22 protein-coding genes are annotated in these 24418 nt (G+C 63.6%); 8 read left to right on the top strand and 14 right to left on the bottom strand.

Features of this window, described 5'->3' with window-relative positions:
• Positions 1 to 108: 108 nt before the first annotated feature.
• Positions 109 to 1695: a Re/Si-specific NAD(P)(+) transhydrogenase subunit alpha gene (locus L981_RS04970; RefSeq protein WP_043612442.1), complete on the top strand. Its 1587-nt coding sequence runs from the start codon at positions 109 to 111 to the stop codon at positions 1693 to 1695.
• 19 nt (positions 1696 to 1714) lie between these two features.
• Positions 1715 to 3148: an NAD(P)(+) transhydrogenase (Re/Si-specific) subunit beta gene (locus L981_RS04975; RefSeq protein WP_043612377.1), complete on the top strand. Its 1434-nt coding sequence runs from the start codon at positions 1715 to 1717 to the stop codon at positions 3146 to 3148.
• Between the two features lie 143 nt (positions 3149 to 3291).
• On the opposite strand, the gene L981_RS04980 is transcribed toward L981_RS04975, so the two are convergent.
• From L981_RS04980 to L981_RS04990, 3 genes are all read right to left on the bottom strand, one after another.
• Positions 3292 to 3750, bottom strand: coding sequence for a hypothetical protein (locus tag L981_RS04980; RefSeq protein ID WP_156133967.1), 459 nt, complete (start codon positions 3748 to 3750; stop codon positions 3292 to 3294).
• A gap of 276 nt (positions 3751 to 4026) precedes the next feature.
• Positions 4027 to 4590 (bottom strand): TetR/AcrR family transcriptional regulator, encoded by a 564-nt coding sequence (locus L981_RS04985; protein WP_245281578.1) that lies wholly within the window; start codon positions 4588 to 4590, stop codon positions 4027 to 4029.
• A 91-nt stretch (positions 4591 to 4681) separates the two neighbouring features.
• A complete protein-coding gene (locus L981_RS04990; RefSeq protein WP_043612388.1) occupies positions 4682 to 5716 on the bottom strand; it encodes an AraC family transcriptional regulator in 1035 nt (344 codons plus the stop codon).
• A gap of 162 nt (positions 5717 to 5878) precedes the next feature.
• Between L981_RS04990 and L981_RS04995 the strand changes: the two genes are divergently transcribed.
• The 6 genes from L981_RS04995 to L981_RS05020 are packed head-to-tail and all read left to right on the top strand — an operon-like array spanning position 5879 to position 12271.
• Positions 5879 to 6745 carry a sugar phosphate isomerase/epimerase gene (locus L981_RS04995; protein WP_043612391.1) on the top strand — a complete coding sequence of 289 codons (867 nt, stop codon included), beginning with the start codon at positions 5879 to 5881 and terminating at the stop codon, positions 6743 to 6745.
• 7 nt (positions 6746 to 6752) lie between these two features.
• Positions 6753 to 7601, top strand: coding sequence for a sugar phosphate isomerase/epimerase (locus tag L981_RS05000; protein WP_043612392.1), 849 nt, complete (start codon positions 6753 to 6755; stop codon positions 7599 to 7601).
• Positions 7598 to 9112 (top strand): sugar ABC transporter ATP-binding protein, encoded by a 1515-nt coding sequence (locus tag L981_RS05005; RefSeq protein WP_043612444.1) that lies wholly within the window; start codon positions 7598 to 7600, stop codon positions 9110 to 9112. Before L981_RS05000 ends, L981_RS05005 begins: the two co-directional genes overlap by 4 nt.
• Complete coding sequence (locus L981_RS05010) at positions 9109 to 10089, top strand: ABC transporter permease (RefSeq protein WP_043612400.1); 981 nt, start codon at positions 9109 to 9111, stop codon at positions 10087 to 10089. Before L981_RS05005 ends, L981_RS05010 begins: the two co-directional genes overlap by 4 nt.
• Positions 10086 to 11087: an ABC transporter permease gene (locus L981_RS05015; RefSeq protein WP_043612402.1), complete on the top strand. Its 1002-nt coding sequence runs from the start codon at positions 10086 to 10088 to the stop codon at positions 11085 to 11087. The genes L981_RS05010 and L981_RS05015 overlap by 4 nt, the downstream gene beginning before the upstream one ends.
• A 59-nt stretch (positions 11088 to 11146) precedes the next feature.
• Positions 11147 to 12271 carry a substrate-binding domain-containing protein gene (locus L981_RS05020; RefSeq protein ID WP_043612404.1) on the top strand — a complete coding sequence of 375 codons (1125 nt, stop codon included), beginning with the start codon at positions 11147 to 11149 and terminating at the stop codon, positions 12269 to 12271.
• A gap of 107 nt (positions 12272 to 12378) precedes the next feature.
• On the opposite strand, the gene pcaF is transcribed toward L981_RS05020, so the two are convergent.
• The 11 genes from pcaF to L981_RS05075 form a co-directional block, all read right to left on the bottom strand.
• Complete coding sequence (gene pcaF, locus L981_RS05025) at positions 12379 to 13581, bottom strand: 3-oxoadipyl-CoA thiolase (RefSeq protein ID WP_043612405.1); 1203 nt, start codon at positions 13579 to 13581, stop codon at positions 12379 to 12381.
• A gap of 5 nt (positions 13582 to 13586) precedes the next feature.
• The gene (locus L981_RS05030) at positions 13587 to 15557 is read right to left on the bottom strand and encodes a 3-hydroxyacyl-CoA dehydrogenase NAD-binding domain-containing protein (RefSeq protein WP_043612407.1); all 1971 of its coding nucleotides are present in this window, start codon (positions 15555 to 15557) and stop codon (positions 13587 to 13589) included.
• An 11-nt stretch (positions 15558 to 15568) separates the two neighbouring features.
• Entirely contained in the window at positions 15569 to 15964 is a 396-nt protein-coding gene (locus L981_RS05035) for a RidA family protein (protein ID WP_043612409.1), read from the bottom strand.
• Positions 15942 to 16370 carry a thioesterase family protein gene (locus tag L981_RS05040; RefSeq protein WP_043612411.1) on the bottom strand — a complete coding sequence of 143 codons (429 nt, stop codon included), beginning with the start codon at positions 16368 to 16370 and terminating at the stop codon, positions 15942 to 15944. The genes L981_RS05035 and L981_RS05040 overlap by 23 nt, the downstream gene beginning before the upstream one ends.
• 12 nt (positions 16371 to 16382) lie before the next feature.
• Positions 16383 to 17570 carry an acyl-CoA dehydrogenase gene (locus L981_RS05045; RefSeq protein ID WP_043612413.1) on the bottom strand — a complete coding sequence of 396 codons (1188 nt, stop codon included), beginning with the start codon at positions 17568 to 17570 and terminating at the stop codon, positions 16383 to 16385.
• Between the two features lie 16 nt (positions 17571 to 17586).
• Entirely contained in the window at positions 17587 to 18783 is a 1197-nt protein-coding gene (locus L981_RS05050; RefSeq protein WP_043612415.1) for an acyl-CoA dehydrogenase family protein, read from the bottom strand.
• Between the two features lie 2 nt (positions 18784 to 18785).
• Positions 18786 to 19628 carry an enoyl-CoA hydratase family protein gene (locus L981_RS05055; protein WP_043612417.1) on the bottom strand — a complete coding sequence of 281 codons (843 nt, stop codon included), beginning with the start codon at positions 19626 to 19628 and terminating at the stop codon, positions 18786 to 18788.
• Between the two features lie 2 nt (positions 19629 to 19630).
• Positions 19631 to 20407 (bottom strand): SDR family NAD(P)-dependent oxidoreductase, encoded by a 777-nt coding sequence (locus tag L981_RS05060; RefSeq protein ID WP_043612419.1) that lies wholly within the window; start codon positions 20405 to 20407, stop codon positions 19631 to 19633.
• Positions 20404 to 22725, bottom strand: coding sequence for a bifunctional salicylyl-CoA 5-hydroxylase/oxidoreductase (locus tag L981_RS05065; RefSeq protein WP_043612421.1), 2322 nt, complete (start codon positions 22723 to 22725; stop codon positions 20404 to 20406). Before L981_RS05065 ends, L981_RS05060 begins: the two co-directional genes overlap by 4 nt.
• A 235-nt stretch (positions 22726 to 22960) precedes the next feature.
• Entirely contained in the window at positions 22961 to 23485 is a 525-nt protein-coding gene (locus tag L981_RS05070) for a MarR family winged helix-turn-helix transcriptional regulator (RefSeq protein WP_245281579.1), read from the bottom strand.
• 100 nt (positions 23486 to 23585) lie between these two features.
• Entirely contained in the window at positions 23586 to 24359 is a 774-nt protein-coding gene (locus L981_RS05075; RefSeq protein ID WP_043612422.1) for a GntR family transcriptional regulator, read from the bottom strand.
• Between the last annotated feature and the right edge of the window lie 59 nt (positions 24360 to 24418).

Consider the following 24418-nt stretch of genomic DNA (forward strand, 5'->3'; position numbering starts at 1 on the left):
GCGGCAAAGCGTACTGGACAGTACTCTCAAGGTTTGCTTGTTCTGCTGTCGCATTGTTGAGGGACAAGGCATTGCCTAGTCGGCAGGAGAGGACAGACAAGCATGGCGATTAAAATTGGCGCGCCGCGGGAGGTCACCGCAAGCGAGGCGCGCGTGGCGCTGACACCTGACAGCGCGGTGCAACTTGCGAAACTTGGCTATAGCAGCATCATCGAAACGGGTGCTGGTGTTGCGGCTGGTTTTTCCGATGATGCCTATCGCGCCGCGGGCGTCGAGGTGGCGCCGTCGGCAGAGGCGCTGTGGGGTTCGGCCGATGTGGTCGTCAAGGTACGGCCGCCCGAGCCGAGTGAAGTCGCGCACCTGTCTGCGCACAAGACGCTGATCTCGTTCTTCTATCCCGGCCAGAATTCAGAACTGCTGGAGCTTGCAAAGGCGAAGGGCGCCAACGTCATTGCCATGGACATGGTGCCGCGCATCAGCCGCGCCCAGAAAATGGATGCGCTGTCGTCGATGGCCAATATCGCCGGCTATCGCGCGGTGATCGAGGCCGGCAACAATTTCGGCCGCTTCTTCACTGGCCAGGTAACGGCCGCCGGCAAGGTGCCGCCGGCAAAGGTTCTGGTGATCGGTGCCGGCGTCGCCGGTCTTGCGGCAATCGGTGTCGCCACCTCGCTCGGCGCCCAGACCTATGCCTTTGACGTGCGTCCAGAGGTCGCCGAACAGATCGAAAGCATGGGCGCCGAATTCGTCTATCTCGATTTCGCCGATGGTGAGGGGGGCACTCAGCAGGACGGCGCTGCCACCGGCGGCTATGCAGCCCCGTCTTCGCCGGAGTTCCGCGAGAAGCAGCTTGCCAAGTTCCGCGAGCTTGCGCCACAGATCGACATCGTCATCACCACGGCGCTGATCCCGGGCCGCGACGCGCCGAAACTCTGGCTTGCCGACATGGTGGCCGCAATGAAGCCGGGATCGGTGGTGGTCGACCTTGCCGCCGAGCGCGGCGGCAACTGCGATCTGACGGTTGCCGACCAGCGGATCGTCTCCGACAACGGCGTCGTCGTCATCGGCTATACCGATTTCCCGAGCCGCATGGCCGCGCAGGCGTCCACGCTCTATGCCACCAATATCCGCCATATGCTGACCGACCTGACGCCGGGCAAGGATGGCAAGCTCGTCCACAATATGGAGGACGACGTCATCCGTGGCGCGACCGTCACCTTCGAAGGCGCGATCACCTACCCGCCGCCACCGCCGAAGATCGCCGCGATCGCGGCGCAGAAACCCAAGGAGAAAGTGAAAGAACCGACGCCGGAGGAAAAGCGCGCCAGCGAGGCCGCAGCCTTCAAGGCCCAGACGAAGAGCCAGCTGACGCTTCTCGCCGTCGGCACGGCGCTGCTGCTCTTGGTCGGTGCCTTTGCGCCGCCGGCCTTCATGAGCCATTTCGTCGTCTTCGTGCTCGCCTGCTTTGTCGGCTTCCAGGTCATCTGGAACGTCTCGCATTCGCTGCACACCCCGCTGATGGCCGTCACCAACGCGGTATCGGGCATCGTCATTCTCGGCGCACTGCTGCAGATCGGGTCAGGCAACTGGCTGGTGGTGCTGCTTGCGGCGCTGTCGGTGCTGATCGCCACGATCAACATCGTCGGCGGCTTCCTCGTCACACGGCGCATGCTCGCCATGTTCCAGAAATCCTGATCGGGCAGGGGTAGACATTATGATGATCGGTATCGTATCGGCCGCCTACATCGCGGCAGCCGTCCTCTTCATCCTCTCGCTCGGCGGACTTTCGGGCCAGGAAAGCGCCAAGCGCGCCGTCTGGTACGGCATGACGGGCATGGCACTCGCCATTGTCGCCACGGTCTTCGGACCCGATGTCGGCAACTGGTTCATCATCGTCCTGATGATTGCCGGCGGCGCCGTGCTCGGCCACTTCGTTGCCTCCCGCGTCCAGATGACCGAGATGCCGCAGCTTGTTGCGGCCCTCCATTCCTTCGTCGGTCTCGCCGCAGTCTTCATCGGCTTCAACGCCCATATCGAGGCGGCTGATGTCGCCGCCCTCGATGCGGCGGCCCGCTCCGCATTGACCGGCTTTGCCGCGATCCTCGCCCACAAGGAACCGGTGGAACTGTCGATCATGAAGGTCGAGGTCTTCCTCGGCGTCTTCATCGGTGCCGTCACCTTCACCGGCTCCGTCATCGCCTTCGGCAAGCTTGCCGGCAAGGTCGACGGCAAGGCCAAGAAGCTGCCGGGCGGTCACCTGCTCAACGCCGGTGCTGCTCTTCTCTCGCTCGTTCTGTTGGTGCTCTACGTCAATGGTGCCGGCACCTGGACACTGCTTGTCATGACGCTCGCCGCCTTCTTCATCGGCTACCACCTGATCATGGGCATCGGCGGCGCCGACATGCCGGTAGTGGTGTCGATGCTGAACAGCTATTCCGGTTGGGCGGCCGCCGCCATCGGCTTCACGCTCGGCAACGATCTGCTGATCGTCACCGGCGCGCTCGTCGGCTCCTCGGGTGCGATCCTCTCCTACATCATGTGCAAGGCGATGAACCGCTCGTTCCTGTCGGTCATCCTCGGCGGCTTCGGTGCAACCACCGGTCCGGCAATGGAAATCACCGGCGAGCAGATCGCCATTGATGCCGATGGCGTGGCCGCTGCCCTCAACGACGCCGACAGCGTCATCATCGTGCCGGGCTACGGCATGGCGGTGGCGCAGGCGCAGCAGTCGGTCTCCGAGCTTACCCGCAAGCTGCGGGCGGCCGGCAAGAACGTCCGCTTCGCCATTCATCCGGTCGCCGGCCGTCTGCCGGGCCACATGAACGTACTCTTGGCCGAGGCTAAGGTTCCCTACGACATCGTGCTGGAGATGGACGAGATCAACGAGGACTTCCACGAAACCGATGTCGTCATCGTCATCGGCTCCAACGATATCGTCAATCCGGCCGCCCAGGAAGACCCGAACTCGCCGATCGCCGGCATGCCGGTGCTCGAAGTCTGGAAGGCCAAACAGGTGTTCGTCTCCAAGCGCGGTCAGGGAACCGGTTACTCCGGCATCGAAAACCCGCTCTTCTACAAGGACAACACCCGCATGTTCTATGGCGACGCCAAGAAGAGCATCGACCAGCTGCTGCCGGCACTGGCGTGACGACAGACTGAAACGGAACTCACCGCCCTTCACATAGGGCGGTGAGTTCAAATCCGTTGATGAAAGACTGGCGGGGAGTAGCCGCCGGCGCTGGGGCCACCTCGCAATGGCGGTGCAACGGTGCTGCGCCCGCCGGCGTCGCCCTAGGTGCCGAAAATGCCGGGTAGGTCGGGTTTGACGACCATCAGCGCTATGACCAGGGCGAAAAGTAAGATCGATGCCAGGCGGCCGCGCAGGGCGCGCTTGTTTCCAAGAAGCGCTCGGACTTCCATTGTGTCGATCGCGCCTTGAAGGGCTGGTTGCACCTTGGCCTCCCAGGGCCGCACGAACCTGCTTTCGACAACCATCAAGGTGGCGATCAGGGTGAATGACACCAGTAGCCAGGGTGTCGATAGCGGCCACCCGCCCAAGACGATAAGCCCAATGCCTCCGGCAATCCCTATGCCCGTGAGGACGCCCGCAATCCTGTTGGCGGTCAGCGCCAATTTCCCAGCGCCGATTTGCCCTCGCGAGGCAGTAATGAAAAGCAGCTCCCGTGCTGCAAACAGCAGAAATGCCGTGCCCATGGCCGCGGCATGAATCATCACGACGTGTGCGTACATCTTCCTGTTACCTTGGTCTGGGACTTCGAGAAGCGGTTGCTCGACCGCTCGTGTGGCATTCGATGTCGATGCGAGGCTGGTTGTCGGAACGGCCGCGTGCAGACAAATTCTGAGCGATTGCTCGCAAAAATCTACTCGCGTTCGGGAAGCTGTCTCGGCGCGCGCTACCCCTCCAAATTTCCCCGGCAATTCATGCAGTTGGCCGCAGGCGTTCACGGAGCGGCGTCACGTTACCAAGACCCTGCTCGCATCTTGGATGTCTGGACCCGCAGGACGTTACTTCAGGTAGCGTGTGATCAGCGTCGTCACTTCTTTGATGAAGGCGTCGACGTTCCTATCGTTTAGCTTATCTGGACTGTCGACGACCGCGCCGTGCGTCAGCGCTTCCGTGCAACTGACGCAGATGTAAGCGGCCAGGTCCAGATCCACCGGCCGCAGTTCTGCCTTGTGCAATTCGAGATACGCCCTGATCAGCTCGTAGAACTCTCTGCCAAAGCCGTCGATCGTGCCAATCCGTCCCGCACGAGGCGTTTCCTCGACCAGCACCCGATGAAGGTCCGGGTTCACGCGATGCGCATCGATCATCGCCTTGACCAGTTCGCGCACGGCATTGTCGAGCGGTAGCGTCGCCACCTTTGCGAGGGTACCCCGCAAGACATCGACCATCTCGCCCTTATGCCGTTCGATGACGGCAACGACGAGCGCTTCCTTGCTCGGAAAATATTGATAGAGGGAGCCGATGCTGACGCCGGCCTCCTCGGCAATGCGATTTGTGTTTGCGCGCTCAAATCCTTCCTTGATCAGGACACGCGCCGTCGCTTCCACCAGCGCCTCGATCATCGCTCGCGAGCGTTGCTGCGAAGCGGCCTTTCGGGGCGTCAGGAGAGCTTTCTTATCCATTCGGCTTTGATCCGGTCGCGGCGGCTCACCTTCAGTTGGCGATCGATAGCGTCTGACGCGGCGTTTCCATTGGCGAGAAGCCGAAGCGCTTCTTGTAGCAGGTGGCAAAATACTGGCTCGATGAGAAGCCGCAATCAAAGGCGATATTGGTGACCGAATGGGCGCCGCTCTCGAGAAGCTGCCGTGCGGCGTTGAGCCGGAGCGTCTGGAGGTAGCGGACCGGCGTCATGTTGGTCAGCACCTGGCAATGCTGCGAAAATTGCGTGCGGGAAAGATTGCACTCCGCCGCCATGTTCTCGAGCGTCCACTCCTCGTCGAGCGCGTGACGCAGCCGTTTCAGAAAGATCTCGACCGTGCGTTTCGAGCTTGCGAGAGCAAGATCCAGCACCGGTGCCTGGCTTTCCAGCATCTGGCGGAATTGCAGCAGCATCATCGAAATTAGAAGGCGCAGATGCGCTTCGCCACCGTCGATATCGCCGCCTGCCACCACCTCGTGGATATCGAGGAAGGTGCGGGAGACCTCGCGCGAGGCGTTGTAGGAAATCTGTTCGTTCTTCGACAGAAGTTCGCTCAGGCGCTTTCGGTCGCGCTCGGGCCAGCCGATCCAGTCCGGCCACAGCCAGGTTTCGTGCGGGCGGCGCACGCCCATATCCATGAGCACCCAGATGATGTGGCTGGCGCCGACATTGGGATCGCCGAGCGCGTGCAACTGCCAGGGACGCACGACGAACATCTGGCCTTCCTTGATCGTCGTCCTGCGGCCATCCATGGTGATCGTCAATGATCCGCGCGCCAGATAGGCAATCTTGACCCCCTCGTTGCAATGTTCGCGCAGGCCCCAATCCTGCGGGGTGGTCGCATCCCAGCCGCCGACGGAGCAGACCTGCGGCAGCGCTGCGCCGAGATCGATGCCGGGATAGCCGCGCCGCGTCCAGGCGTTGAGCGACACCTGGCCCGCAAGCGAGGCCTTCATCAGGTCCTGGCAATTGCCGGCATAGAGCAGGGCGCCCGGCTCGCGGAAGACCGCGGGCCGATCGACGGCCCGTTCGTTGCTGCTCCTCGTCATGCTGCTCCCCCGCAGATGTATAAAATTTACCAGTCGTCTATTTCGAACGCCGGCAGAGATTTATTGCGCAATGCTTGGGCATCATCAAGCGACATTTTGGAGGCGCTGGTGATTTGCCGTTGAAACTCAATGGCATGGAGGGAAATTGGGAGGATTTTGCCGGTGCGGATAGGCTTCCACACGGATGCGTTCAACTCGGCCTACTGGTCGTTTGAAAAATGCTTGCAATGGGCAAGCGACAACGATTTGCACTTTATCGAATGCGGTCTGATCGACGGCGTGAGCTGGATCCACGGACTGGGTTATCAACCGCATGTCGCGCTCTACGAGGATCCCGTCCTCTTGCGTCGCAAGATGGATCGCTACGGCGTGCGCTTTTCGCAGGTCGATGCGGCCTATCCGCTGTCTGGCGAGGACGGGCCGCTTAGAGGTGTACCCTATGTGCTGAAGTCGATTGCCTGGGCAGCGCAGGCCGGTAGCCCCTGTGTCGACACGACAGACGGGCTCCACATGCCGCCCGGACTGACCGAAGAACAATCGATGGCGCTGATGAAGCGCAGCTACGAAAAGATCGTCGAAGTCGCCGAGGCGCACGAGATCGTCGTCAACATCGAGCCCCATGGTCATTTCACGACGCGTCCGGAATTCATGGAGCGCATGCTCGCCTTCGCAGACAGCAAGTGGCTGCGCATGAACATGGACACCGGCAACACGTTCATCGCCGGGCAGGAACCGCCGCAGTTTCTGTCGCGGTTCATCGACAGGGTGTCCCATGTCCATCTGAAGGACGTGTCGCCGTCGCTGGCAGCGGCCGCCCGCGGCGGACAAACCGGGATCGCGGTCAGCCATTGCGCGCTCGGCGATGGCGTCAATGCCGAGAACATCAAGGCTTGCCTCGCCACGCTTCGCGACCATGGCTACGACGGTGTGCTCAGCCTCGAATGCGAAGGCGCCGGTGGCCCGATGATCGAAACGTCACTGGCCTGGATCCGCGCGACCTGTCGCGATCTCGGCATCTCTTTGAATTGAGTGCCCCATGAAGCTTGGTATCAATCTCCTTTGCCTGACCGATTTCGTCGAGGAGAGGCATCTCGACAACATCGGCCGGTTGCGCGATCTCGGTTATGACGGCGTCGAAGTGCCGGTTCTATCGGGCGAGGTAAGCCATTACGAACGCCTGGGCCGCGAACTGGACGGGCTCGGCTTTGGCCGGTCCACCACATCGATCGTCCCGACGCCTGAGGCAAACCCCGTCAGTTGCGATGCCGACGTGCGGGCGCGCGGGCGCGCCCATCTCGACTGGGCGCTTGACTGCGCCATCGCCCTTGGCGCCGAAAGCATGGGTGGGCCGTTTCATGCGCCGATCGGCTTCTTCACGGGCCGGGGCGCCAGCGAAGACGAGCTGAAACACGGGGCCGACGCGCATCATGCACTCGCGGAGCGGGCGGCGGCCAACGGCATGCATTTGAGCCTCGAGCCGCTCAATCGTTTCGAGACCTATTATCTCAACACGATGGAGCAGGCGCGTGCCTATGTGGATCGCGTGGCCCATCCTGCCTTCAAGATCATGTACGACACCTTCCATGCCAATGTGGAGGAGCGTCGGCCGGAGGCGGCGATCCGGCTGATCGGCCAGGATATCGGTGTCTTCCATGTCTCCGAGAACGATCGCGGCATACCGGGGCGCGGGCATATCGACTTTGCGGCGATGTTCACGGTGTTGAAGGAGATCGGCTATGACGGTTGGCTGACGCTTGAGGCATTCGGCGCTGGGCTTCCGGCGATTGCGACGGCGACCCGCGTCTGGCGGCCGCTGTTTCCCGACTTCGATACGCTCTTTTCCGAGAGCGCGACATTCATCCGCAAGACATGGGCTGCAGCATGAACACGCAACATCCCGCCATCGAAATGCGCGGTATCACCAAGAGTTTCCCCGGCGTCAAGGCCTTGAAAAGCGTCAGCTTCTCCGCCCATTGCGGCGAGGTTCATGCGCTGGCTGGCGAGAACGGTGCCGGCAAGTCGACGCTGATGAAAATCCTTTCCGGCGTCTATCGGCCGGACGCAGGCGCGGTTGTCGTGAATGGCGAAGAACGGCATTTCACGCATCCGCTTGCGGCGATCCGGGCGGGCATTGCCGTCATTTATCAGGAATTCTCCCTGCTGCCCGAGCGAACCGTCGCACAGAACATCTTCCTCGGCCGCGAGCCGACGCGTCGCGGTCTGATCGACCACAGGGCGATGAACGACGAAGCGCGGCGCGTGCTTGCGCTGTTCGGCTCGGCACACTGGATCGAGCCGAGCACTGTGGTCGCCGACCTCGACGTCGCCAGCCAGCAACTGGTCGAGATCGCCAAGGCGGTGTCGCTCGAGGCACGGGTGATCGTGATGGACGAGCCGACGGCAGCGCTGAACGAGGCTGAATGCGAGGTGCTCTTCGGTCTCGTCGACACCTTGAAGAAGAGCGGTGTGGCGATCGTCTACATCACCCACCGCATGCCTGAAATCACGCGGCTGGCCAATCGCGTGACGGTGCTCAAGGATGGCGAGGTGGCGGTTTGCTTCGACCATGTGCCCGAGCCGGAGGCGATCGTGCGCGCCATGGTCGGCCGCGACCTTGGCGATTTCTATGCGGAGCCGGCCGCATCGCAGGAGATCGGCGACGTCGTGCTCTCAGTCCGCAATGCCGGAAACGACCGGCTGAAAAACGTGTCCTTCGAGCTGCGTGCCGGCGAGATCGTCGGCTTCTCCGGCTTGCAAGGGGCAGGGCGCGTTGCGCTCGCGCAGGCGATATTCGGCCTTTCTCCCTTCACCGAGGGCGAGATCACCCTTGCCGGTAAGCCGGCGCGGTTTGTCAGTCCGCGCGAGGCGATCCGCGCCGGGGTCGGGCTGCTACCGGGCGATCGCAAGGCCGAAGCGCTGGTGTTGATGCAATCGGTCGTCGACAACGGCATGCTGACGTCCCGCGCGCTCTCCTCCCTTTCCGGCAATGCCAATGCGACGTCATTCGCCTCGACGGACGCAATGGAAAAGCTGCTGCGTGAACTCGACGTGCGTGCCGGCAGCTTTGCCCAGGACATCAAGGCGCTGTCGGGGGGCAACCAGCAGAAAGCCATCGTCGCGCGCTGGCTGGCGCTCGCGCCTCGGCTGTTGATCTTCATCGAGCCGACACGCGGGATCGACGTCAATGCCAAGGCCGGGATCTACCACCTGATGCGGGATCTCGCGCGCAAGGGCACGGCCATCATGATGGTCTCGTCCGATCTTCCGGAGGTTCTCGGCGTATCCGACCGCGTCCTTGTGATGCGGAATGGCGAACTCGTCGCGGCGTTTTCGCGTGGGGTTAGTGAGGCCGACGTGATGTTGGCGGCAACCGGCGAGGAGGCCGTGGCAGCATGAACAAGGCAACTCTCATCCGGCGTCCGGTCTGGCGCATGGAATACTACGCACCGGCGCTGCTGCTCGGGCTGGCCGTCCTCATCTATGTCGCGATTGCGCTCAGCCTCGGCCTGACACGCTTCCTGACTCCAGAGGCGACCGTCTCCATCCTCAACCGGTCCATCGCGCTCGGCATCACCGCCGTCGGGCAGACCTTCACCATCCTCGTCGGTTCGATCGACCTGTCGGTGGCCCATCTCATCTCGGCCTCGGCCGTGGTGTCCTCCGCGATCATGAACGGCGATCCGGCGATGATGGTGCCGGCGGTTGTTGCGGTGCTCGTCATGGGGGCGGTGGTCGGCACGCTCAAAGGGCTCCTGATCACCCGCCTCGACGTCAACCCGCTGATCGCGACGCTCGGCATGGCACTGATCATTCAGGGCTGTCTTGCCTCCTTTCATGGCCGGTTCGGCGGTTCGGTGCCGGATGCGTTCCAGTACTTCGCCTATGGCGAGGTGCTCGGGCTACCGGTCAGCCTGATCGTCCTGGCGCTGCTCGTCCTTGGCGCATGGATCGTGCTGCGCTTCACGCGCTTCGGATCCAACATCTATTCGGTTGGCGGCAACCGCGACACGGCGCGTGCAGCCGGCATCAACACGACCCGGGTCGTCATGGCGAGCCATATCATCTGCAGCCTTTGCGCGGCGCTCGCCGGCCTCTACCTGGCCAGCCGCCTGAAATCCGGCTCGCCCTGGATCGGCACGGAGGGCGCCTATGATCTGGAATCGATCGCCGTCGTCGTCATCGGCGGGACGATCCTTGCCGGGGGCAAGGGCGGGATCTGGGGCACGGTTGCCGGCGTGATCATCTTCTCGCTGATCGATTCCATCTTCAATCTCGCCGGCATCGACGCCTTCGCCAAGCAGGTGATGCGCGGCATCATCATCGTCGCCGCCGTCGCCTTCTACGCAGTCCGTTCAAAGAGGATAGTGGCATGATCCAGGAAACCGTCGGCTCCGCAAAGACGCGCCGCGTGGCAAGCGTTGGGCGGCTGCCGAAGATCAATCCCGTCTTCTTCGTGCTGGCAGCCCTTCTCGTTGCCATCACTTTCTCGAACCCGAACTTCATCGAGCCCACCGGCTACATGAATTTCCTGAAGCGTGCCGCTCCTCTCGCCATCCTCGCGGCCGGCCAGATCTACGTCATCGTCTCCGGCGGCTTTGACTTATCCGCAGGCTCGCTCATCACGCTGACGGTCGTCGGCTCGTCGATGCTGCTCGACAACAGCGCCGATGCGACCTGGTGGGTGATTGCGGTCATGTATGCGGTGGGGCTTGCCGTCGGCGTGGTCAACGGCATGGTCGTTTCCTACCTCCGGGTGCCGTCATTGATCGCCACGCTCGGCATGATGATCACGCTCAACGGCGCTGCCTTCATGTGGTCGAGCGGTTCGCCACGCGGCTATCTGCCGGAGACGTTCCGCTTCTTCGGGCGCGCCAGCCTTCAGGGCATTCCACTGATCCAGTTCCTGCCGGTGGCATTGCTGGTGCTTATGGTTGTCGGCTCCGTCCTGTTCTGGCTGATGCATCGCACCAATCTCGGGCGCATGTTGCACGCGCTCGGCGACAATCCGCGGGCGGCGCAGATGTCGGGTGTGCCGATCGTGAGGGTGCGCGTCATCGCTTTTGTCGTCTCGTCGCTGAGCGCGGTGACGGCGGGCATCCTGCTCGGTGGATTTGCAGGCGTATCGACCGATGTCGGTGTCGGTTACGAGCTGCAGGCGATCACCGCCTGCGTCATCGGCGGCGCGCAGCTTCTCGGCGGCCGCGGCTCCGTTTCGGCCTCGATTGCAGGCGCGCTGACGCTGACCGCCATCTTCACGCTGCTCAATTTCATCGGACTGCCGAAGCCGACGCGCGATGTCGTCCAGGGCCTGATCCTGATCGCCGCAGTCGTGCTTGCCACCTACCGGCGCAACCGCGCCGGCGGGACCTGATTTCGCCGGCCTCAAGCCGTCGGGAGGAACTGAAAAATCATGATCAATGGGAGTGAGACATGAAAAGATTGCTGACCGCCGCCCTTTCGGCGGCACTCGTCGCCGGCACGGCGCATAGCCAACAGCTGAACTTCGACGATACAGCCGAGTTCGACAGACAGCGGACGCTGCTGACGGCCAAGGCCAATGGTCCGGAAGGAGAGCCGTGGCAACAGTACTACGGCGACCAAATGGCCGACACCGCAAAATACAAGAAGCCAGGTCCCTACACGATCTGCTTCTCGAACGCCGGCGTGAACAATGCCTGGCGGGTAACCGGCTGGACGAACATGCAGGCCGAAGTGAAGCTCCATCCGGAGATCAAGGAGCTCATCCACGTCGATGCCGAAGGGTCCGACGACAAGCAGATCGCCGACATCGACGACCTCATCAATGGCGGCAAGTGCTCGGCCCTGATCGTCTCGCCGAATACGACCGCAGCCCTGACGCCGGCGGTCGAAAAAGCCTGTGCCAAGTTGCCGGTGATCGTCTTTGACCGCGGCGTCAACACCAAGTGCCCGGTCACCTTCATCCACCCGGTCGGCGGTTACGGCTTCGGTATCCAGGCAGGCGAGTTCGTGGCGGCCACGGCACCGGCGGGGGCCGACGTCCTGATGCTGCGGATCGTGCCGGGTGTCGATGTGCTCGAGACCCGCGCGTCCGCGGCCAAGCGCATTTTCAAGGAGACCGGCCTGAACGTCATCGGCGAGGAATTCACCGAGGGCGACAATGCCAAGACCAAGTCGATCGTCGAAGACTACCTGCAACGCGGCAAGATCGATGCGATCTGGATGGATGCGGGGGCGACGGCGGTTGCAGCCCTCGAAGCCTTCGAGGATGCCGGCCTGCCGCCTCCGATCATTACCGGCGAGGACCAGCAGGACTTCCTGGTCAAGTGGAAGTCGGAAGGCTTCAAGGCGATAGCGCCGACCTATCCGACCTACCAATGGCGCACGCCAATCATCGCGGCAGTGAAGGTGCTGCAGGGAGAGGCCGTGCCCGGCCCGGAATGGGTCATGCCGCAGCCGGCGATCACGGCAGAAACGCTTGACCAGTATGTCGACGCCAAGATGCCACCGCTGCATCACGCCATGTGCGGCTGCGAGAAGCTGCCGGACTATCCCGCCGCCTGGGGTGGAAAGTAAGCTTGGAGACCGAGCCGCCTGCGGCTCGGTCTTAACTCCTCAGCTGAGTAGCCCGGCTTTCTCATCGTTTTGGGCGGCCTTCGGCTGACGACCGAAACGTCCAATCGCTACGGCCGTGACAACAGCATCGAAATGCCCTGCCCGACGCCGATGCACATGGTAGCAATCGCACGCTTCGAACCCTGCGCCTCAAGCTCCAAGGCCGCGGTGAGGGCTATCCGCGTGCCGGACATGCCGAGCGGATGGCCGAGCGCGATGGCGCCGCCGTTCGGATTGACGTGGGGCGCATCGTCGGCCAGCCCAAGCTGCCGCATGCAGGCGAGCGCCTGTGCGGCAAAGGCTTCGTTCAACTCGACGATATCGATGTCGCCGATGCCGAGACCAAAACGCTCCAGCAGCTTTCGCGTCGAAAAGACCGGACCGATGCCCATGATGCGCGGCGCGACACCGGCCGTTGCCATCCCGTCGACGCGGGCCAACGGCTGAAGTCCGTAACGCTCGACTGCGCCGGCCGAGGCGAGAATGAGCGCGGCAGCACCGTCATTGACGCCGGAAGCATTGCCGGCTGTCACCGTGCCATTGGCGCGGAAGGGTGTCTGCAGGCTGCCGAGCTTTTCGATCGTCGTCTCGCGGGGATGCTCGTCGTGTTCGACCCATGTCGTCTCGCCCTTGCGTCCTTTGATCGCATAGGGGGCTATTTCGCGGGCGAAGCGCCCACTCTTTTGCGCAGCTGCCGCGCGCGCCTGGCTGCGAAGTGCAAAGGCATCCTGATCTTCGCGGGAGATGGAAAACTCGGCGGCGACGTTTTCGGCGGTCTCCGGCATCGAGTCGATGCCGTATTGGTTCTTCATCAGCGAATTGACGAAGCGCCAGCCGATCGTCGTGTCGTGGATCTCGGTGCTGCGCTGGAACGGGCCTTCCGCCTTCGGCATGACGAAGGGTGCGCGCGACATGCTTTCGACGCCGCCGGCGACCATGATCTCGGCTTCGCCCAGCCGGATCGCGCGGGCGGCATAGCCGACCGCGTCCAGACCGGAGCCACAGAGGCGGTTGATCGTCGTTCCGGCGACGGCCTCCGGCAATCCAGCGAGCAATGCCGCCATGCGGGCGACGTTACGATTGTCCTCGCCGGCCTGATTGGCACAGCCAAGCACGACTTCGTCGATCGCTTCGGCCGGAACGGACGAAACGCGCGCCAACGCCTCGCGGATAACATGCGCTGCCAGATCGTCCGGGCGGGCGCTCGACAGCGCACCGCCGTAGCGGCCGATCGGCGTGCGGACGCCGCCGATGATATAGGCTTCAGCCATGAGATTTATCCTTTGTTTTGCCCGGCGGCGAACATTGGCCCGCCCTTGTGCGCGGGAAATCCGTAGCCGTTGATCATCACCAGATCGATGTCGCCGGGACGTGCAGCAATGCCTTCTGCCAGGAGCGCCCTGCCTTCATCGTCCATGGCGCTCAGCAGGCGGCGCATGATCTCGTCCGCAGCGAAATCGCGTGGCGTGATGCCCTTGGCTGCCCGCGCCGCCTCGATCACCGCCGTGACATCAGGGTCGACGGTGCGCTTACCATCGGAATAGGCGTACCAGCCGCGGCCACTCTTGCGACCGAGACGGCCGGCCTCGCAGAGCCTGTCGGCGATTTCGACATAGCGTGCAGCAGGATCGCGGGCCGCGGCCTGTCGCTTGCGCCGTGCCCAGGCGATCTCGAGCCCGGCCATATCGTTGACGGCGAAGATGCCCATCGGAAAACCATAGGCCTCGAGCGCGGCGTCGATCTCGTGCGGGAGTGCTCCATCCTCGAGCATGAACTCCGCTTCGCGGCGATAGGCCGAGAAGATGCGGTTGCCGATGAAGCCTTCGGTGACGCCGGTGACGACCGGCAGCTTGCCGAGGCGTTTGACGAAGGCGAGTGCCGTTGCCAGCACATCTGGCGCCGTCTCGGCGCAATCGACGACTTCGACGAGCCGCATGACATTGGCGGGTGAAAAGAAGTGCAAGCCCACCACGCGCGACGGATCGGCCGTCGTCGCCGCGATCGCATCGGGGTCGAGATAGCTGGTGTTGGTCGCGAGAATGGCGCCAGGCGCAACGATGCCGTCGAGCTTCTGAAACAGCTCCGTCTTGACCGTGAGGTCGTCGAACACCGCTTCGATGACGAGGTCAGCCTTCGCCAGCTCCGCAGCGTCAGCCGTCGTCTGAAGCCGCGCCAGGCATTCGTCGCGCCCATTAGCGGTCAACCGTCCGGCCCGCACGGTCTTCTCCAGCGTCTCGGTGATGCGCGCCCGTCCGCCGGCGGCGGCTTCTTCCGTCTGCTCCAAGGCGACCACGCGGTAGCCGGAGGTCAAGGCGGAGACGGCGATGCCGGACCCCATCAACCCGGTGCCGACCACGCCGACGGTGACGACCGGCCGAAGCGAAACTTTATCGAGCCCCTCGACCTTGCCGGCGGCGCGCTCGGCAAAGAACACATGCCTGAGGGCTGCTGACTCGGTGGAATCGCGAAGCCTCAAGAAGGTCGCGCGTTCCTCAGCCAGTCCCTGTTTGAGGTCGAATTCTCCGGCTGCCTTGACGAGGCGGGTTGCCTCGGCGGGGGCAGCCTGGCCGCGGGCCTTCGCCAGAACCTTCGCTTCCGCCGCGCTGATGGCTTTGCCGTCCGCAGGCAGAACCGCGATCATGCCGGTCCGACGAAGTGGCTTGTCGGCCTGTTCCTGTATGAAAGCCAGCGCGGCGACGACGGGATCGGCAGCAAGGCTGTCGACAAGTCCAAGCGTCACGGCTTCGGCGGCCTTGACGGCACGTCCGGTTCCGATGAGTTCGATCGCCGCGACCGTGCCGATTAGGCGCGGTAGACGCTGCGTGCCGCCGGCACCCGGGACAAGGCCGAGCTTTACCTCCGGCAGGCCGAATGACGCCTTTTCGCCGGCGATGCGGCCGTGGCAGGCAAGCGCCACCTCGCAGCCACCGCCAAGGGCAGCGCCGTTGACAGCGGCGATGACAGGCTTGCCGAAGGCCTCGATGCGCTCGATCACCTCGGGAAGGATCGGTTCGATCGGCGGCTTGCCGAACTCCCTGATATCCGCACCGCCGATGAAGGTGTTGCCGGCACCGGTGATGACGAGACCGGCAATCGCCGGCTGCTCGGCAACATGATCGAGCGCCGCCGTCAGGCCGGACCGGACATGCGCGGAGAGCGCATTGACGGGCGGGTTGTCGATGGTGATGACGAGAATATCGCCTTGGAGACGGGCGGACACGCTCTCGGAAAATCGGATCTCGGCCATGCTGCCAAACCTCAATCGGGGACGACGGCGGTGGCCTGGATCTCGATCTTGGCGCGGTCTTCGACGAGCGACACCACCTGCATCGCCGCCATCGCCGGGAAATGCCGGCCGATCGTCTCGCGATAGGCCTGGCCGATGCCGCGCAGATTGCCGACATATTCCTGCTTGTCGGTGAAGTACCAGGTCATGGTGGTGATGTGCTGCGGTTCGGCGCCGCCGGCCGCAAGCACCGCCACCACGTTCTTCAGGGTCTGGCGCACCTGCTCGACGAAATCGTCGGTCTCGAACTCGGACTGCGCATTCCAGCCAATCTGGCCGCCGACGAAGACAGTGCGGCCCTTGGCCGAAACGCCGTTGGAATAGCCGATGGGCTTAGCCCAGCCTTCAGGTTGCAGGATGGTGTGCATCGGTCGTCTCCAGATGTTGTGTCAGCGCGGCGCGGATATCGTCCGGCCAGGCAAAAGAAGCGTGCGTGTCGAGCGAGGTGGCAACGACCCGCTGTCTTGCGGCCCAGAGCACCGTGTCCCTTGCCGAGACCGTATGCTCCATGTCGAGCGAGGAGCGGCCGATGCCTACGACCTTGAGCGCGAAATCCAGTTCGTCGCCCTGGAAGCCCGGTCGAGAGAAGGTGAGATCGAGCCGCACCGTCGGCACGCCGATCCGCCGCTCGTCGTTCATGGCCTTCCAGGGAAAGCCGAGCGAGGCAAAGAAGTCCTCCGTCACCCCGACGAGAATGTTGAGGTAGGACGGGAAATAGGCGATCCCCGAGGGGTCGCAGTCTCCAAAGCGCAGCGGTCTTTTGGTCCTGAACATCGATGCCGGACCTCAGTTGGCAAAGGCGGCGATGCCGGTAATGGCACGGCCAAGGATCAGCGCATGGATGTCGTGCGTGCCCTCGTAGGTGTTGACCACTTCGAGATTGACGAGATGGCGGGCGACCGGAAATTCGTCCGAAATACCGTTGCCGCCGAGCATGTCGCGCGCCGCTCGGGCGATCTCCAGCGCCTTGCCGCAGGAGTTGCGCTTGAGGATCGAAGTCAGCTCGACCGGCGGATTACCTTCGTCCTTCATGCGCCCGAGGCGCAGGCAGCCCTGCAGGCCAAGGGCGATCTCGGTTGCCATGTCCGCGAGCTTCTTCTGGATCAGCTGGTTGGCGGCGAGCGGCCGGCCGAACTGCTTGCGGTCGATCACATATTGCCGCGCCGTTTCGTAGCAGGATTCCGCTGCACCGAGCGCGCCCCAGGCGATGCCGAAGCGCGCGGAGTTAAGGCAAGTGAAGGGACCCTTCAGCCCGGTCACATCAGGCAGCATGTTTTCGTCCGGAACGAAGACTTCCTCCATGACGATCTGGCCGGTGATTGACGCCCTCAGGCCCACCTTGCCATGGATCGCCGGGGCGCTCAGACCCTTCCAGCCCTTTTCGAGAATGAAGCCGCGGATCAGACCATCCGATGTCTTTGCCCAGACGACGAAGACATCGGCGATCGGCGCATTGGAGATCCAGGTCTTGGAGCCGGAAAGCAGATAGCCGCCATCGACCTTGGCGGCCTTGGTGATCATCGACCCGGGATCTGAACCGTGGTCCGGTTCGGTGAGGCCGAAGCAGCCGATCTTGGTGCCGGCGATCAATCCCGGCAGGTATTTGCGCTTCTGCGCTTCGCTGCCGAAGGTGTAGATCGGCACGATGACGAGCGAAGACTGCACGCTCATCATCGAGCGGTAGCCGCTGTCGATGCGCTCGACCTCGCGGGCGATCAGGCCGTAGGAGACGTAGTTGAGGCCGGCGCCACCGTATTCCTCAGACACCATCGGACCGAGCAGGCCAAGCTCGCCCATCTCGGCGAAAATCGACGGATCGGTTTTCTCGTGACGGAAGGCCTCCTGGACGCGCGGAGCCAGCCGGTCTTCGGCATAGCGCTCAGCGGTCTGCCGCACCATGCGTTCTTCTTCGCCCAACTGCCCATCCAGGTTGAACGGATCCTGCCAGTCGAATGACGCCTTCGAACCATGCATGTTCGACACCCCCTCGTTATCGTCCCGTGCCCTTCATCAGCTCACGGCCGATGATGAGCTTTTGCACTTCGGTCGCGCCCTCGTAGATCCTGAGCGCGCGGATCTCGCGATAGAGCCGCTCGGTGATCTCGCCGACGCGCACGCCGCGGCCGCCAAAGAGCTGAAGCGCCTGGTCGATCACCCATTGCGCATTCTCGGTTGCCGTCATCTTGGCCATTGCCGCTTCGCGGGTCGTCTGCCGCTTCTGCACGTCGCGCTGCCAGGCGGTACGGCCGGTCAGCAGCGCTGCCGCGTCAATCGCGGTCGCCATCTCGCCGAGCGTGCTTTGCGCCGTCGGCAGATCCGAAAGAGTCGCGCCGAACATCTTGCGGCTCTTTGCGTGCGCCACCGCCTCGTCGAGCGCGCGGCGGGCAAAGCCGATTGCGGCAGCAGCCACGGAGGGGCGGAAGATGTCCAGTGTGCGCATGGCGATCTTGAAGCCTTCGCCAGACGCGCCCAAAAGCTGCGAGGCCGGGATGCGGCAATTGTCGAAGGCAAGCCGGGCAAGCGGATGCGGCGCGATCGTCTCGATGCGCTCGGCGATCGTGAAGCCCGGCGTGTCGGCAAAAACCACGAAGGCCGAAATGCCGCGCGTGCCGGGCGCCTCGCCAGTGCGGGCAAAGACGGTATAGACGTCGGCGATACCGCCGTTCGATATCCAGGTCTTTTCGCCGTCGAGCACGAAGTGATCGCCGTCGCGGCGCGCAGCGCACGCCATCGCCGCGACATCCGAGCCGGCCTCTGGTTCGGAAAGCGCAAAGGCGGAGATCCATTCGCCGCGGGCGACCTTGGGCAGGACAGCCTGCTTCAATGCCTCGGAGCCGGACAGGCTGATTGCACCGGTGCCGAGCCCCTGCATGGCGAAGGCAAAATCGGCAAGCCCGTCTGTGTAGGCGAGCGTCTCGCGGATGAGGCAGAGCGACCGGCTGTCGATCTCCTCGCTGACGCCGCCGAACGCTGAGGGCACGCAATGGCGCAACACGCCTGCATCGCCGAGTGCTGCGACGAGCTGCCGACAGGCGGCATCGACATCGGCGTGATCGACTTCGCCGAGGCCGCCACGGGCCACGAAGGCATCGAGCTGCGTAGCGAGCGCACGGTGGCTGTCATCGTAGAACGGCCAGTCGAGATGGTCGCGGGTCGGTGCGCCTGGGGCGGTATCAGGGGAACCCATGCTCAGTTCCCCTTGAATTCCGGCTTCGCCTTGGCGGCAAAGGCCTCGAAGGCGCGGCGGAAGTCGCCGGTCGCCATGCAGATCGCCTGCGCCTGCGCTTCCGATTCAATCAATTGGTCGATGCCCATCGCCCATTCCTGGTCGAGCATCTTCTTGGTCATCGCATGGGCAAACCAGGGACCGTCGGCGATATTGCGTGCGAATTTCTGGGCTTCGGTAAGCAGCGACGGACGCTCGTGCAGGGCATTGTAGAAGCCCCAGGCATTACCTTCCGTCGCAGTCATCACGCGGCCGGTGAAGAGCAGTTCGGCGGCGCGGCCCTGGCCGATGATGCGGGGAAGAATGCCGCAGGCGCCCATGTCAGCACCCGCCAGCCCGACGCGGGTAAAGAGAAAGGCCGTCTTCGCCTCCGGCGTTGCAACGCGGAAATCCGACGCCATGGCCAGAATGGCGCCAGCGCCGGCGCAGATGCCGTCGACCGCTGCTATGACCGGCTGAGGGCAGGCGCGGATCTGGCGCACCAGTTCGCCGGTCATGCGGGTGAAATCCAGAAGATCGGGCATCGGCATGCGCGTCAGGGGCTCGATGATCTCGAAGACGTCGCCGCCGGAAGAAAAGTTGTCACCGGCGCCGGCCAGCACCACGGCGCGCACGTCGCTGGCGCGGGCAAGCGAGCGGAAAAGATCGCAAAGTTCCTCGTAGCTTTCGAAGGTCAGCGGGTTTTTCTTTTCCGGACGGTTGAGGGTGATCGTGGCGACCCGCCCGTCGGCATCCGTCTCGAACAGGAAGTGCTTGGCCTTGTGGTCTTTGAAGGCGCGCTTCTTGGCCTGCATCGGATTTGTCATCTCTATCCTCCGAGAACTTCGCCGCCGGCGACGGCGACCGCCTGACCGGTGATTGCGGTCGCTCGCTCCGATGCCAACCAGGAGACGGTGTGGGCGACTTCTTCTGGCGTCACCAGGCGCCCCTGTGGGTTGGAGCGAGAAAGACTGGCGCGCGCTTCCTCGCGCGAGCGGCCGGTCTTTTCGCTGATCGTATCGAGCGCACCGTCGATCAGCGGCGTGTCGGTGAAGCCGGGGCAGACGGCGTTCACGGTGACGTCGGTGCGGGCAAGCTCAAGCGCCAGTGCACGCGTCAGGCCGACGACGCCGTGCTTCGATGCGCAATAGGCCGACACATAGGCATAGCCGGTGAGGCCCGCGGTGCTCGCGACGTTGACGATCCGGCCGTTGCCGGCCCGCCGCACGGAGGCAAGCGCTGCCTGCGTCACCAGGTAGACGCCGGTGAGGTTGATGGAAAGCACCCGCTGCCAAAGCGCGAAGTCGGTCTTTTCGAACGGTGCCGAGGGCGCTTCGCCGGCGCAATTGACGAGAACAGCGATGTCTCCGGCTTCGGCAATTGCGGCCGCAATGCCTTGCTCGACTGCGTCCGGGTTGGTCACATCGAAGCCGGCACGGACGAGGGCCTGTCCGCCGGCCGCAAGGATTTCGTCCCGCACGGCTTCAAGTGGTGCTGCGCGCCGGCCGGCGAGGCTGGCGACATGGCCGTCGGCGGCAAGCGCCAGCGCGATCGCCTTGCCAATGCCGCTTCCGGCACCCGTGACGAGGGCGTGTCTCTTGCTCATGATTTGCCCGCCGTCGTTGCGGCGCGCGCCAGGTTGTTCACATATTGCGCTCGAGCCGAATGGTACTGTTTCGGCCAAGGCTGCTCCTCGTAGCCGATCTTCGCCGCCTCATGCATGACGAAGGACGGGTCGGCCAGATGCGGACGGGCGATCGCGCAAAGATCGGCGCGACCGGCGGCGATGATCGAGTTGGCGTGGTCGGCTTCGGAAATCGCCCCGACGGCGATGGTCGGGACCTGGATCTCGTTGCGGATCTTGTCGGAAAATGGCGTCTGGAACAGCCGGCCATAAACCGGCTTTTCCTCCTTCACCACCTGGCCGGAGGAGCAGTCGATCATGTCGGCGCCCGCCTCCTTGAACAGGCGGGCAAAGATTGCCGCATCCTCGGGCGTGTTGCCGCCCTCGTGCCAGTCATGGGTCGAGAGGCGGACCGACATCGGCCGGTCCTCGGGCCAGACCTTACGGACTGCGTGGAACACCTCGAGCGGGAAGCGGGCGCGAGCCGCATGGGCGCCGCCATAGTCGTCGGTGCGCAGATTGGTGAGCGGCGACAGGAAACTCGACAGCAGGTAACCATGCGCCACGTGCAGCTCCAGAATATCGAAACCGAGGTCTCGGGCCCGTTCGGTGGCGTGCACGAAATCGCCGATGACCCGGTCCATATCCTCCCGCGTCATTTCGCGCGGCGTATCCGAATGCTTGAGGTAGGGCAGGGCGGACGCGGAGATGAGCGGCCATGCGCCTTCGTCCAAGGGCTGGTCGATCCCCTCCCAGGCGACCCTCGTCGCACCCTTGCGGCCGGCATGGCCGAGCTGGATGCCGATCTTGGCGGGCGTCTGCTGGTGCACGAAGTCGACGATGCGCTTGAAGCCCTGGGTCTGCTCGTCGTTCCAGAGCCCCAGGCATCCGGGCGTGATGCGGGCATCGGCCGACACGCAGGTCATTTCCGGGAAGACGAGGGCGGCACCGCCCATGGCGCGCGCGCCGAGATGGACGAGATGAAAATCGTTCGGCACGCCGTCGGTCGCCGAATACATCGCCATCGGCGAAACGACGATGCGGTTCCTCAGTGTCAGGCCGCGAAGCCTGAACGGCGTAAACATCGGCGGCGGAACCGCCCCATTCGCCGCGGGCTCGACACCGGCGCGCTCGGCAAACCAGCGCTCGAAACCCTCGAGCCAGTCCTTGTCGCGCAGGCGCAGGTTCTCGTGGCTGATGCGCTGCGAGCGGGTCAGCATCGAGTACATGAACTGCTCGGGCTCAAGTGTGTCGGCATAGCGCGTGCCGACCACTTCGAACCATTCCATGGCATTGCGGGCGGCATTCTGGATGCGGGCGACATCGACGCGGCGCACCTCTTCGTAAGCCGAGAGCACGGCCGGGATGTTCGCCTTGTCGTGGCCGAGAATGTCGAACTGGCGCGTGAGCTCGATCGCGTCATCGATCGCAAGCTTGGTGCCCGAGCCGATGGCAAAATGGGCGGTGTGGGCGCTGTCACCCATCAGAACGACGTGGCTGCGCCCGTTGAAATGGCCCCATTTCTCGCAGATCAGCCGGCCGAAGTTCAGCCAGGCCGAGCCGCGCAAGTGCCGCGCATTGGTCATCAGCTTGTGGCCGTCGAGCGTGCCTTCAAAGAGCTTTTCGCAGAACGCGATCGACTGATCCTGGTCCATCTGGTCGAGGCCATGGGCGCGGAAGACGTCGTCGGAGGTCTCAACGATGAAGGTCGAGGTGTTCTCGTCGAAGCGGTAGATATGCGCCTGGAACCAGCCATGTTCGGTGCGCTGGAAATCGAAGGTGAAGGCGTCGAACTTCTTGTCGGTGCCGAGCCAGACATAGCGGTTCGGCCGGATCACCATGTCGGGCTTGAAAACGTCGGCGTATTTGTTGCGGATCCTTGAGTTGACGCCATCGGAGGCGATGATGAGGTCCGCATCGGCGAACTGCTCGTCGCTTTCCACGTCCTGCTCGAACAGCAGCTCGACGCCGAGTTCGAGGCAGCGTTCCTGGAGGATGTTGAGCATCTTCTTGCGGCCGATGCCAACGAAGCCGTGGCCGGTCGTGCGGATCTTGCGGCCCTTGAAGACCAGCTCGATATCGTCCCAATGGTTGAAGGAAACCTCGATCGCCTCGGCCGTTTCCGGGTCCCATTGCCGCATCGACTGCATGGTGGCGTCCGAGAAGACCACCCCCCAGCCGAAGGTGTCGAAGGCGCGGTTCCGTTCGACCACCGTGACGTGGTGTTCCGGATGCTGCCGCTTCATCAGCAGCGCAAAATAGAGGCCGGCAGGTCCGCCACCGATACAGACGATCCGCATGTCGTTCTCCTCCCGAGTTCCGGCTGCGCGCGTCACCGTCGAGCTGGCGCAAGCGGCCATGCCGGACTGTTGCAAGCAGGGTGGACTCGTTCCGGGGAAATTTCAAGCTTAAAATTGTTTTGAGCAGACGGGACGCCGACGCCGGCTTTTGCAGCGCAGGCAAGCGCCGTCGAATCGCTTCAAGGCCGGTGCGGCAGAAGGCAAGGGAGGATAGGAAGGGGCGAGGCGCGCGGCCTCAGGAGTTTCGGCCAAGCGAGGCGATGATCGACCGCTTGAGCGTGGCAAGCTCATCCATCAGCACGCCGCCGTCCTTGGCCGGAAGGCCGGCGAACAGGTCCGAGATCCAATCGGCATGCCTTGCCGCCATCTTCTCGAATTCGGCGCGGCCGAAGGGGGTAAGGGCGATGATCTGAACCCGCCGATCGGTCGGAAGCGTCGTACGGTTGATGTGGCCGCTCTCGGTCAGCCGCTCCACCAGCACCGTGATGTTGCCGGGCGAGACCATCATGCGCTTGGAGACCTCGCCAAGCACCATGCCGTCAGGCGCGCGCTCGAGCTGGGCCATCAGGTCGAAACGCGGCAAGGTCGAATCGAAGTCTTCCCGCAGCCGCCGACGGATTTCGCTTTCGACCAGCGTCGAGCAGGTCAGAAGACGCAGCCATAGCCTGAGCTCTGCGCGGTGATCGCCCGGAGCCTCGAGCGCCTTGGTCTCGCCATCCACCCATTCCGGCGAGGTGTCGAACTTGTCTTCACCCATCATTCCCAGCGTCCGCTTCCAACCCTTAGCCGCAAATCAGCGGCTCTTTCGTTTTTCTGCTTTTAGAGAGGTAAGCAGGTCTTGGACAGGTTGTCACGGGCCGTCATTTGGACGCAAGGCCGGGCACGGCCTGGGCGAGCGATGGCGACGCGCGACCGCCATCCTCGGACTGGACATAGACGTTGACGGTAAAGCCGATGTGCTCGGCCATAAGGGTGCGGGCACGCTCGATATCGCGATCGAGTGCTGCCTCCATCAGCTCGGTATGGTGCTCGATCGCCATGGCGTCCTCAAGCGCGGCAACGGCTTCCTCGTAGCCTGCACTCATACCGGCAGCGGCCCGCATCGTCGGCGCCAGGCTTAAGAAGCGGTGGTGACGGCGAAGCTGGTCGGAGATCGTTGCCTGAAAGCGAGCGAGCCAGCGCGATCTTGCAGCGCTGATGAGAGCCGCATGAAAGCCGGCATGTTTTTCGTCCCACTCGTCGACTTCGCTCTCGGAGAAGCGCTCGACGGAAACCTTGCAGCGCGACAGCCGGTAGTGTGCCGTGACCACGGCGGATTCCCAGGCGCTGTCGCCGTTCTCGATCGATTCGATGAGCAGCGGCAATTCGACTGCAAGGCGGGCGCGGGTGAGGTCGTCGAGTTCTTCGCGTGACACCGGAGCAACGGCAAAGCCGCGATTGCTGATGGCCGTCACCAGCCCTTCCGCCTCCAGCCGCGAGAGGGCCTCGCGAAGCGGCGTCCAGCCGATGCCGTAGCTCTCTCGCAGCGTGCTCAGCTTCATCGGCGCGCCCGGCTTCAGCCGTGTCGCAAGGATGTCGCGGCGCAGCAGCCGGTAGGCCGATTCCGTCTTGGTCGACTGTTCTTGGTCTTGCATCCAAGTTCCCTTAGCGCCCACACTCGGGTCGAGGCAAATATATATAGTTCAGCGCCTCG

The organism is Ensifer sp. ZNC0028, from assembly GCF_000799055.1.
Lineage (GTDB): Bacteria > Pseudomonadota > Alphaproteobacteria > Rhizobiales > Rhizobiaceae > Ensifer.

Coding starts and splice junctions, on each gene's coding strand:
- L981_RS04975 (WP_043612377.1), top strand. CDS start 1,715: ATGATGATCGGTATCGTATCGGCCGCCTACATCGCGGCAGCCGTCCTC.
- L981_RS04980 (WP_156133967.1), bottom strand. CDS start 3,750: ATGTACGCACACGTCGTGATGATTCATGCCGCGGCCATGGGCACGGCA.
- L981_RS04985 (WP_245281578.1), bottom strand. CDS start 4,590: ATGATCGAGGCGCTGGTGGAAGCGACGGCGCGTGTCCTGATCAAGGAA.
- L981_RS04990 (WP_043612388.1), bottom strand. CDS start 5,716: ATGACGAGGAGCAGCAACGAACGGGCCGTCGATCGGCCCGCGGTCTTC.
- L981_RS05000 (WP_043612392.1), top strand. CDS start 6,753: ATGAAGCTTGGTATCAATCTCCTTTGCCTGACCGATTTCGTCGAGGAG.
- L981_RS05005 (WP_043612444.1), top strand. CDS start 7,598: ATGAACACGCAACATCCCGCCATCGAAATGCGCGGTATCACCAAGAGT.
- L981_RS05010 (WP_043612400.1), top strand. CDS start 9,109: ATGAACAAGGCAACTCTCATCCGGCGTCCGGTCTGGCGCATGGAATAC.
- L981_RS05015 (WP_043612402.1), top strand. CDS start 10,086: ATGATCCAGGAAACCGTCGGCTCCGCAAAGACGCGCCGCGTGGCAAGC.
- L981_RS05020 (WP_043612404.1), top strand. CDS start 11,147: ATGAAAAGATTGCTGACCGCCGCCCTTTCGGCGGCACTCGTCGCCGGC.
- pcaF (WP_043612405.1), bottom strand. CDS start 13,581: ATGGCTGAAGCCTATATCATCGGCGGCGTCCGCACGCCGATCGGCCGC.
- L981_RS05030 (WP_043612407.1), bottom strand. CDS start 15,557: ATGGCCGAGATCCGATTTTCCGAGAGCGTGTCCGCCCGTCTCCAAGGC.
- L981_RS05035 (WP_043612409.1), bottom strand. CDS start 15,964: ATGCACACCATCCTGCAACCTGAAGGCTGGGCTAAGCCCATCGGCTAT.
- L981_RS05040 (WP_043612411.1), bottom strand. CDS start 16,370: ATGTTCAGGACCAAAAGACCGCTGCGCTTTGGAGACTGCGACCCCTCG.
- L981_RS05045 (WP_043612413.1), bottom strand. CDS start 17,570: ATGCATGGTTCGAAGGCGTCATTCGACTGGCAGGATCCGTTCAACCTG.
- L981_RS05050 (WP_043612415.1), bottom strand. CDS start 18,783: ATGGGTTCCCCTGATACCGCCCCAGGCGCACCGACCCGCGACCATCTC.
- L981_RS05055 (WP_043612417.1), bottom strand. CDS start 19,628: ATGACAAATCCGATGCAGGCCAAGAAGCGCGCCTTCAAAGACCACAAG.
- L981_RS05060 (WP_043612419.1), bottom strand. CDS start 20,407: ATGAGCAAGAGACACGCCCTCGTCACGGGTGCCGGAAGCGGCATTGGC.
- L981_RS05065 (WP_043612421.1), bottom strand. CDS start 22,725: ATGCGGATCGTCTGTATCGGTGGCGGACCTGCCGGCCTCTATTTTGCG.
- L981_RS05070 (WP_245281579.1), bottom strand. CDS start 23,485: ATGATGGGTGAAGACAAGTTCGACACCTCGCCGGAATGGGTGGATGGC.
- L981_RS05075 (WP_043612422.1), bottom strand. CDS start 24,359: ATGCAAGACCAAGAACAGTCGACCAAGACGGAATCGGCCTACCGGCTG.